The sequence below is a fragment of the Frigoriflavimonas asaccharolytica genome, assembly GCF_013294015.1.
Classification (GTDB): Bacteria; Bacteroidota; Bacteroidia; order Flavobacteriales; family Weeksellaceae; genus Frigoriflavimonas; species Frigoriflavimonas asaccharolytica.
This window is the reverse complement of sequence record NZ_JABSNO010000040.1, coordinates 1-8,889: the sequence shown is the minus strand read 5'-3', so window position 1 is coordinate 8,889 and position 8,889 is coordinate 1. Positions and strand designations below refer to the sequence as shown.

Annotated in this window: 10 protein-coding genes; 9 read left to right on the top strand and 1 reads right to left on the bottom strand. The window is 29.5% G+C overall.

All coding sequences use genetic code 11. From position 1 onward, the window contains the following. The 8 genes from HNQ03_RS15430 to HNQ03_RS15395 form a co-directional block, all read left to right on the top strand. A partial coding sequence (locus HNQ03_RS15430; protein WP_173780594.1) for a DUF2931 family protein occupies positions 1-969 on the top strand: 969 nt, incomplete at its 5' end. Between the two features lie 2 nt (positions 970-971). Next, a complete protein-coding gene (locus HNQ03_RS15425) occupies positions 972-2,933 on the top strand; it encodes a phospholipase effector Tle1 domain-containing protein (RefSeq protein WP_173780593.1) in 1,962 nt (653 codons plus the stop codon). 31 nt (positions 2,934-2,964) lie between these two features. Next, entirely contained in the window at positions 2,965-3,696 is a 732-nt protein-coding gene (locus tag HNQ03_RS15420; RefSeq protein WP_173780592.1) for a hypothetical protein, read from the top strand. Further along, positions 3,684-4,268 (top strand): hypothetical protein, encoded by a 585-nt coding sequence (locus HNQ03_RS15415; RefSeq protein ID WP_173780591.1) that lies wholly within the window; start codon positions 3,684-3,686, stop codon positions 4,266-4,268. Before HNQ03_RS15420 ends, HNQ03_RS15415 begins: the two co-directional genes overlap by 13 nt. A 54-nt stretch (positions 4,269-4,322) precedes the next feature. Then, complete coding sequence (locus HNQ03_RS15410; RefSeq protein ID WP_173780590.1) at positions 4,323-5,114, top strand: hypothetical protein; 792 nt, start codon at positions 4,323-4,325, stop codon at positions 5,112-5,114. Continuing rightward, on the top strand, positions 5,114-5,629 hold the full coding sequence (locus HNQ03_RS15405; protein WP_173780589.1) for a hypothetical protein: 516 nt from the start codon (positions 5,114-5,116) through the stop codon (positions 5,627-5,629). Before HNQ03_RS15410 ends, HNQ03_RS15405 begins: the two co-directional genes overlap by 1 nt. Positions 5,630-5,693: 64 nt before the next feature. Beyond that, on the top strand, positions 5,694-6,644 hold the full coding sequence (locus HNQ03_RS15400; RefSeq protein ID WP_173780588.1) for a hypothetical protein: 951 nt from the start codon (positions 5,694-5,696) through the stop codon (positions 6,642-6,644). 6 nt (positions 6,645-6,650) lie between these two features. Continuing rightward, positions 6,651-7,529, top strand: coding sequence for a hypothetical protein (locus HNQ03_RS15395; protein WP_173780587.1), 879 nt, complete (start codon positions 6,651-6,653; stop codon positions 7,527-7,529). A gap of 53 nt (positions 7,530-7,582) precedes the next feature. Here the strand turns inward: HNQ03_RS15395 and HNQ03_RS15390 are convergent, their stop codons facing one another. Beyond that, positions 7,583-7,924 (bottom strand): hypothetical protein, encoded by a 342-nt coding sequence (locus HNQ03_RS15390; RefSeq protein WP_173780586.1) that lies wholly within the window; start codon positions 7,922-7,924, stop codon positions 7,583-7,585. A 46-nt stretch (positions 7,925-7,970) separates the two neighbouring features. Here HNQ03_RS15390 and HNQ03_RS15385 point away from each other — a divergent pair, with 46 nt between their 5' ends. Next, positions 7,971-8,843, top strand: coding sequence for an AraC family transcriptional regulator (locus HNQ03_RS15385; protein WP_173780585.1), 873 nt, complete (start codon positions 7,971-7,973; stop codon positions 8,841-8,843). Positions 8,844-8,889: the final 46 nt, after the last annotated feature.

Below are 8,889 nucleotides of genomic sequence, written 5' to 3'. Positions count from 1 at the left end.
GTTCCTTATGGTTTTCCGATTGATATTTACAAAGGAGGCTTACAAAATTCAAAAACCGGCTCTTATACAAGTCTCAATGCTGGAACTACCATAGGAAATGGCTATTGGGGAGAAGCAAGTTATGGTATGGGCTCTGGTGTGAAATCTTTACCAGATCATCTCAACGTTGTTTTTTTATCATATGCAGAAGAAAAATTTTACCAAATAGATGAAGATTTAGATTATGAAAAAATAAGAGAATATTTCAGAAAAGGATATGATACAAAATTAACCAACGGTACAGGAGAAATTCGTCATGAAAATTATGATACCATTATTGTGGGTTTTGCACCAGGAGGAATTTGTATAGTGTGGATTGCAGGAATTGGAATGCAGATAGAAGTAGGCAGATTTCAAGGTAAGGAAGTAGTAATACCAGCAGATGAAATAGAAAATTTAGACAGCCACGATCATTTATTATTTGAATCTGAATACCGCCAGAAACTTATGAAAAACCCTCACATTGTTCCTGCAGAAGTACAAGGCAAAGCAATTCCCTTTGGTTTATGGGATACTTACAGAAAAAAACACTCTTGGAAACCTGTATTTGAATTACCGAAAGGATTTATGTTGGATAATACTTACGAGATAAGAATAGTGAAATACAATGGAGAAATTAAAAGTTTATTCACTAATAAGTTTCCTATAATAGATTTTACAAAAGAAGCAGTTCCAAAAGAAATTCAATTTTCTTTCAAAGATAAGAATGCTGAACAATATGGTGCAGGAGCAGTTTTAGATGAAAAATCTATTTTAGCTGCATTTAAAGAACTTTATGGTGAAAGTAATGATAACTCAACGGCGATTTTAGAAATAAAAGTAAATTTAGCAAATACTTTTTTTACAGTCAAGTTGAAGGGAAGTAACGGTAAAGAATTTTTCATTAAGACAGAAAAATTGGAGGTTTTTAAAAGAAAGCAATTTAAATAACCATGGGAACATTTGTATATAATACCGGTAATGCAAAAGCGGCTGTGGGTGAAATAAATCTTTCATTCGGGATGTTTTTTGATGGTACTTTAAATAATATGAAAAACACGGAACTCCGTAAAAAATATTTAGAGAAAGGAAATGATATAAAACCAGATGACGATGAAGAAACCATAGCAAATAAAGAGAAACAACACGCAGATGCTTTAGATAGGCAAGATGAAAAGTACCACATGTACAAAAAAACTGCAATAAACCAAGATAATGAAGAATACCTAAAATATTTGCGAAATTCTCATCGTGATGCCATAGACAAGCAAGGTACAGATAATAGTTATGCCAATGATTATACCAATGTTGCAAGAAAATATAAATGTTGTGAAAGAAAGATATATGCACAATATATCGAAGGCATAGGAACAGGTATAGGTGTAGATGATCCTATGGCAAGTCCTAATGATGATATAACAAAAGATAACAAACATGGTTTTATGTATGGTGCGGGGAAAACCGGCATCAGAGGAAAAGTGAGAATAGGTTGTAAGAATTTAGCATTAAAAATAGGTGAAGAAAAGAATAGAAAAGACAATAAAAATAAAGTTTTAAATGAAATCACAATTGACATTTTCGGTTTCAGCCGTGGTGCCGCCGCAGCACGAAATTTTGCGTATGAAGTAGTGGTGAAGGAGCAAGAAACAGCTACATCTAAAACAAAAAGAGAAATAGTTGACTACAGAAACAGCAGCTCTTTTGGCAACGACGGCGTAATTCCTATTTATGAAAACAAAACAACGTACAAAGACGGTGATCTACATGTAGTAGATGCTTCCGCGCTAAAAGATGGCAAAATGCCTGTAAGAGGTCTACTTGGCTACTACCTTATAAGTGAAGGAGTTTTAAGCCCCGAAGAATTAGAAGATTTGTCTGTAACTATTCGGTTTTTAGGAATTTACGATACTGTCTCTTCTTACGAGGAAACCTATGATAACAGTATAAATTTAGGAATAAATATAGCGAAGAGTTTGAAAAAAGATTTATTTAAAGATGATGTTGCACAACTCAATCTAAACTCATTACGAGTAACTAAAGCCGTTCATTTTACGGCACAAGATGAGCACAGAAAGAATTTTAGATTAACGAGAATGGAAACTGGAGTTGAGAAAAATTTCCCAGGAGTGCATTGTGATATTGGTGGTGCTTATGAAAACGAAACAGAAGTAAAAACAGAAATAGAAACTAACAATCATCTATCTAATAAAGGTCTGGAAGATTACAAACAACATCTTGTGAGTGAATATTGGTACACTAAAGATCAATTAGAAATATTAAAGGACAACATGGCTTCTGCTTTGCCTGGAGGTAAGATGTATCGTTATACTGCACCCTATTTAAATTATCAAAGGTTGCAGGGAACAAGATATATTAAGAAAGAGTATAGTTATATACCTCTACAATTTATGGAAGAGTTTTTTCGTGAACAATTAGCAGATGAATCTTACAAAATTATGCCAATTTCCTGCAAAGAAACTTATCAATTAGGAGATCATAACGGTGTGTTGAAAGCAGCCTATAGAATTTTATATGAATACGTTTTTGAAAAAGGATCAGAATTAAAATTTATACCAGATAATATACTAAACCCTTTCGGAAATCTTGATGACAAGAATGAAATCGAAAATCCATATCCAGAAAAGGTTAAAGATAACATACCTCAAATTAAGCCGCCAAAATTCCCCATTCTTATTGAAAAAGAAATATTGCCAGAGCCAAAAATAGAATGCGATGATGAAGGTAACGAAGTGATAGTAATAGATGAAGTTATTATACCTGAAGCAACTCCACAGAATATTTTAAGAAGATTGAGAAATGAATATCTGCATTGGTCTGCAAATAGAAAATGGGTAGGAATGGAACCAAATAATGGAAATGATCCTACTGCAAGTGGAAAAAGAGGGGAGAATTAATGAAAATGATAACGTTTTTAAATAAATAATTTTGATTAAAAAAGCAGAAACGTCTAAAAAAGTTCAATTTACTGATGCAATCTATCACTACGAAACTATAATCAGTAAAAAAATAAGCGAAAATCATATCATCAATAAAAGTTTTGTTAGAGAAGTGAAAATATTTTATTTAGGTAAAAAGGAAAAGAACCAACTTTTTCGGCTTCTAACTTTAAAATTCAAGTTTTCAGATGAAGACAATTCTGACGTTATTTTTCTTAAAAAATTAAGTTATTTATGGGATGATATAGAAGTAATGGTAAATAGTGAAAATGTAATTATAAACATTGAAAATTTATTAAAATTAAGATTAAGATGGTTGAAAACTAGTAATTCTTTATCATTAAGCCATACTGGAAATGCAGTTGAAAAGTATTTCGTAAAAATTTCTAATTTATTAGAAAATAGTGATAAAGTATGTGAATTTTTAAATTCTTACAAAATGTTTGGACTTCTATTTAACGGACAATATGGTGGTTATGATGACTATAACATTAAAAAAAGAATGTTTTCTGAACAAAACATTGCGCTTACCGAAAGTTTAAAAATAATCAAGAAAGAACATAAAAGAGAATTGAAAACTGAAATTTTAGAGAAAAACTTAACAGAAATAGAAAATTATAATGGTATTTTCTTCTACGAGAATGATCATCTAATTGAAGCTTTTGTAGATTATAAAATGAAAGACAAACAAATAAAATATTCTTTATTATGGATTGGCTAAAAAACAGCAAAATAAATCAAAATTCTGGAGGTTTTGTAGAACCAGGAATTTCTGGTGGTGAGAATGATGCTTTTGTTTCGGTTGCAAATGAAACTACTGAAGAACAGGATGACGTGCTGGATGAGAAACAAAAAGAAATAAATCTGGAAATTGAAACGAGCCGAAAAGAAAGGGAAGAAAAAGATAAAACTTCAGAAGACCAACTGATTGTAATTCATGGTGCAAAAATAAAATTTAACGCCCACCTTGGAGAATTTAAAGTGCTTAATGATGTACCAACCACACAAGATAAATTGACGGGAACAATTGTAGAAAAACAGATCCCAAACTTCACTTTTTATGATGGTTTTCAAATGCTTTCCCTTACACAATGGATGGATTTTGGAACGGTAAAAGTGCAGGAAAACGAAGTATTAATAAAAAAATCTAAATTACCAGGTATTGGCAAAATGCCAGGAAACATCCCGCCAGAAAATGGGCAGATAGAATTTATAGATTCTGGGCAAATAAATGTGCCGGAAAGTATTGATACGAAAGGTGCACCGTTGCCAGAGGAGAAAGTAGATGCGTAATGTTTTTGCACGAAAGAATTTACAGTTGATGAAATAAAGAATTTTGTAAAAGCGATGCGAGATTCTGAAAAAATAAAAACTTCATTTTTGTTTTCTGAAGAAAACTGCCCTATAAAAAAAGATGATACCACTTATGATAGACTGTGTATTGAATTAAATGCAACAATGAAAAAGTACAATATTAATACTTGCATTCGAAAAATTCATTTTTTAGCTCAAACTTATCACGAATCTTCAAGATACGGTACAACACTCGAATATTCTTCAGGAAAAAGATATAATCCAGATAAACACTCTGATGCAAAAAGAATGGAAAACACAATAGATGGAGATGGACCAAGATATAAAGGAAGAGGCATCATACAGTTAACGTGGAGAAAAACACAGAAGAAATATTTTTCTTATTTATTAGAAAAGAATAAAAATTTATTTAATGATAAAACTGTAGAGGAATTATTCAATAGAAAACCTTTATATAAAGAAAAATACATTTATTATAAGGACAAGGTTGATGATAAAGGAAAGAAAATATTAAACAGCAAAGGAAAATCTATTAAAGAAAAACTAGTGGAAATAGTTGATGTTGATTCTGCATCGTTACTTGCCAGTAATATCCACTATGCATTTGATTCTGCAGGTTGGTATTGGGAAAACATCGGAAATACAACAGCAACAGGAGAAAATATTAATAACGTAGCAGATAAAGATAATGTCCTGAAGGTTTCACAGTGTATAAATGGGAAAGTTGCTAATCCATATGGACTAAATGAAAGAATAAAATTTACAGACAAATTAAAAGAATTATTTCTTTTTCCAAAAAATTGTACAACAAAAAATAAAAAATAATGAAAATTTTAATACTTTCAATAGCATTTTTTTTTACCTCAAATACATTTGTATATTCACAAATAAAAACTTCAGAATTTGATGTTAATATGGATGGTAAGGTGGATAAAGTGAAATTAGATACAATTTCAAATATTTATACTTTTTTTTACACAAAAGACAATATTATAATATCTAAAAAGATTGATTTTTTTAAAAACTACGCGGCAACAACTGCCGTAATAGATATGAGAATTAAAGATGACAATATGACATTTAAAATTAGTTATGCTCCTAAATATAACGATTTTGACATCGTTAATTTTACTTATTTAAAAAATAAAGATGATTGGTATTTGAGCGATATTCTAACTCATAGATTTAATCCATTAGATAAAAACTTAATTAGTACAGAGTGTAATTTTAAAAATTGTAAGTTGAAAAAAATTTCATTAAGAAAAAATAATTTTGAAATGATTCAACAGATAGTAGCGTCTACCAAAAATAAAAAATGTAGGAGCTTCTCAGAAGAATAGGAAATTAATAATATTTAATTTTCATTTATAATAAAAAAATCTAAATTAACCAGGCATTGGCAAAATGCCTGGAAACATACCACCCGAAACAGGTAAGATAGAATTTTTAGATACTGCGCAACTTAATGTACCAGATAGCATAAGTACAAAAGGAGCACCTTTGCCAGATGACAACGAAACAAAAATCAATGGTTATTATTACAATATTAGCGGTTCATACGAAGGTAATGTTACGGGACAAATAGGAAATGCAAATGATGTCTATGCTTGTGAAGGAAAAGGAACTGAGAAAGACACCTTTTTAAATCCAAAAAAATTAAAAATTACTCACATTGATTTCCAAAGAGTTTGTAATATAGTGAAGCATGAAGGTTTGTCAAGTGAAGAAAATGAATACATTTATATTGCTCATGCTAACTATAATGAAGGGAAAGATAAAAACACATCAATGTTAGCAAGATTAATGACTACTTATTCATCTGTAGCGATATCAGACAAACAAACTGCATTATTAGACACAGCAGCAGATGCTTTAAGTAAATATTCTCGCAAAGGAGTTGTTGATGCTCTATTAAGAGATACAGATTCCACCAAAATAGATCCAACAGATGGTGCAAGATTTTGGGACGGAGTTGATTTTTTAGCATGGGGAATTGATACAGAACTGAAAGCTGATAGCAACTCAAAACCAGGACACAATAAATTTGACGAATATAATACGATTAAAATCAAAAAAACCCTTTATGATAAATTTGTAAATAAGATAAAACAAAAATATCCTAATGGAGCACCTTATAAATCTTCTCATAATGTGCAAACAGATAAAGGTTCTCACATACATAAAGAAACTAATAGAGGACCAAGAGCAATTTATACAATAACTGCAAGTGATTTTAGTAAAGAAGAATATTGGTTAACTGGTGATTTTTACTATAAAAATGATGCGAAAAAATCCACAAGCATAGTTGCAACCAAAGTTGCAGGTTATTCCATCTTTTGGAAAGAAATTAAATAAAATATTATGAAACTAATTTTTTTAAATATCATTACCATATTAATCTTCAGTGGTTGTAATGCACAATATAATGAGGTAATAAAAATAAAAGAAATATTGACCCCGTTAAAAATATATGAAAACGAGCAATTAATAAAAAACAACGAAAAAAAACAGGTTTTTTCTTATATCTATAATATAAATTCAAAAAAGGATTCCATTTCATATTATGATATTTCTAACGCACCTATAAGTGAAACAACCCCAATAATATTTACGCTGAAAAAGAATAAACGGACTGATGAACAAACTTTAATGATAAGTGAAGACACTATTGTAGATAGTTTAAATATTAAATTTTCAGATGTATCAAAATCCATTTCTATAAACAATACTGACACCTATTTTTTAAATTTTCAATATTACAAAGAACTTAAACAGACAATTGGTAAAGATAATAATGCATTAGATTTAATAGATTTATTAGATGATTTATTAGGAGATTACCCATACCAATTTATTTACCTTAAAAGAGTTTCATCAAATAAAAAATATCAAATAAAAAATTATAAAATAAGTAAAGCAAAAATCAAAACAAATAGAACACAATCTGAAATAGCAGACATTTGGAATGTTACATATACCTACGATAAAAATAATATTTTACTATCTATTTTAAAAAAATCAACCGACAATGTTGTGGCCTTTGAAAAAAAATTAATACAAAAAAAAGGATCACAATATAAATTCAAAATCTATAATAATGTAGAAAGTAGATATGAAGATAATAATGAAATATCCTTTGATATTAAAAAAAACACTTATATATCACTTCAGCACCATTTCCAATTTGGAATAGTTAAAGAAGAAATATCTCAATTGAAGAGAGTTCTATATAAAAAATAAGAAAATATTAATATTTTTTTCCAAAATTGATAATTTCCATTTCGTAAAATAAACTACCTGACAGTATCGTAGAAAAACAAATTCCAAACTTCAGTTTTTATGATGGTTTCAATATACTGTCTCTTACAGCGTTTCAAGATTTCGAAACAGTAAAAGTCTGGGGTAATTTTGCACTTTAAAAAATCTTTCTTGCCCGCAGTTGATAGGTTGGTCTGGAATATCTCGCCTGAAACTGGTAAGATAGAATTTTTAGATTCTGGGTAGGAAAATATCCCACCAAGCATGAAAACTGATGACGCACTTTTATCAGATAATAAAGGTAATACAGAATGTTTTTGCACGAAAGAATTTACAGTTGATGAAATAAAGAATTTTGTAAAAGCATTCTTTTTCATTTTTTAATAATCATTTATATACCTTGCCGTTTTCTAAAATAAATTAATGCTCGAAACTCTAAAAATAATTGCCCTCGTCCAAGGATTCTTTGTACTCGCTGTGCTTTATGCAAACAGAAAAGAATACAAAAAAACAACTTATTGGCTGCTGATTGGTACATTATTTTCGGTTTTACTGTATATTCTTGCAGATGACGGCAGTAATCTTTTTTTGGCAAATGCAGATTGGTTTTTATTTGATAAATCTCTTTTCGTTACCTTTCTATTTCTCTTTTTCAAATATGATAGAAGTGCTTTAGAAAAATTTTCTACTAAAGATTTTTTTTATTTTATCCCAAATTTTATCTATGTTCTTCTTGAGCTTTTTGAATTGTATATTTCAGAATTCAATATTGTTGTAGAAAGTTTAGAAATAGCAGTAGAATTTATATTTACAGGATATTTGATAGCGATATTAATTCCGCTTTTTACTCGAAAAATAAAACATTGGATCGTATATTTCGTAATTCCGATTGCAATTCTATTCGTCTTTTCTTTCGTTAATGATATTATACAGATTCTTGGCTTTGCAGAATTACCATTATTTAAAGATAAAAACTTCAACACTTATCTCTTATTGATTGTTGCTTTTCTATTCTATTTTATTGCTTTTAAATTATTAACCAAAAGCAAAGAAATTTTAGCCAAAAAAGAAATCAGTAAATACCAGAATTCAATTTTAGATGACAATCAAAAAAATAAAATCAAACAAGATTTAATTCAAGCCATGGAAAAAGACCAATTATTTCTAAACGGCAAACTTTCCATTCAAGATGTGGCAAATAATCTTAATATTCCAAGGCAATATATTTCTGAGGTATTGAATGAACATGTAGGCTCCCCATTTTCAGTACGACTCAAAAGTAGTAATTTCATCTGATATTTCATTTAATATTCCGCTGTTGTTGTTGGCAAATGTGGGAAAG

What these genes read in the sequence shown, in the direction of transcription:
- HNQ03_RS15390 (WP_173780586.1), bottom strand. Translation starts at nt 7,924, where the DNA reads ATGAAAAAGAATGCTTTTACAAAATTCTTTATTTCATCAACTGTAAAT.
- HNQ03_RS15405 (WP_173780589.1), top strand. Translation starts at nt 5,114, where the DNA reads ATGAAAATTTTAATACTTTCAATAGCATTTTTTTTTACCTCAAATACA.
- HNQ03_RS15385 (WP_173780585.1), top strand. Translation starts at nt 7,971, where the DNA reads ATGCTCGAAACTCTAAAAATAATTGCCCTCGTCCAAGGATTCTTTGTA.
- HNQ03_RS15410 (WP_173780590.1), top strand. Translation starts at nt 4,323, where the DNA reads ATGCGAGATTCTGAAAAAATAAAAACTTCATTTTTGTTTTCTGAAGAA.
- HNQ03_RS15395 (WP_173780587.1), top strand. Translation starts at nt 6,651, where the DNA reads ATGAAACTAATTTTTTTAAATATCATTACCATATTAATCTTCAGTGGT.
- HNQ03_RS15415 (WP_173780591.1), top strand. Translation starts at nt 3,684, where the DNA reads ATGGATTGGCTAAAAAACAGCAAAATAAATCAAAATTCTGGAGGTTTT.
- HNQ03_RS15425 (WP_173780593.1), top strand. Translation starts at nt 972, where the DNA reads ATGGGAACATTTGTATATAATACCGGTAATGCAAAAGCGGCTGTGGGT.
- HNQ03_RS15400 (WP_173780588.1), top strand. Translation starts at nt 5,694, where the DNA reads ATGCCTGGAAACATACCACCCGAAACAGGTAAGATAGAATTTTTAGAT.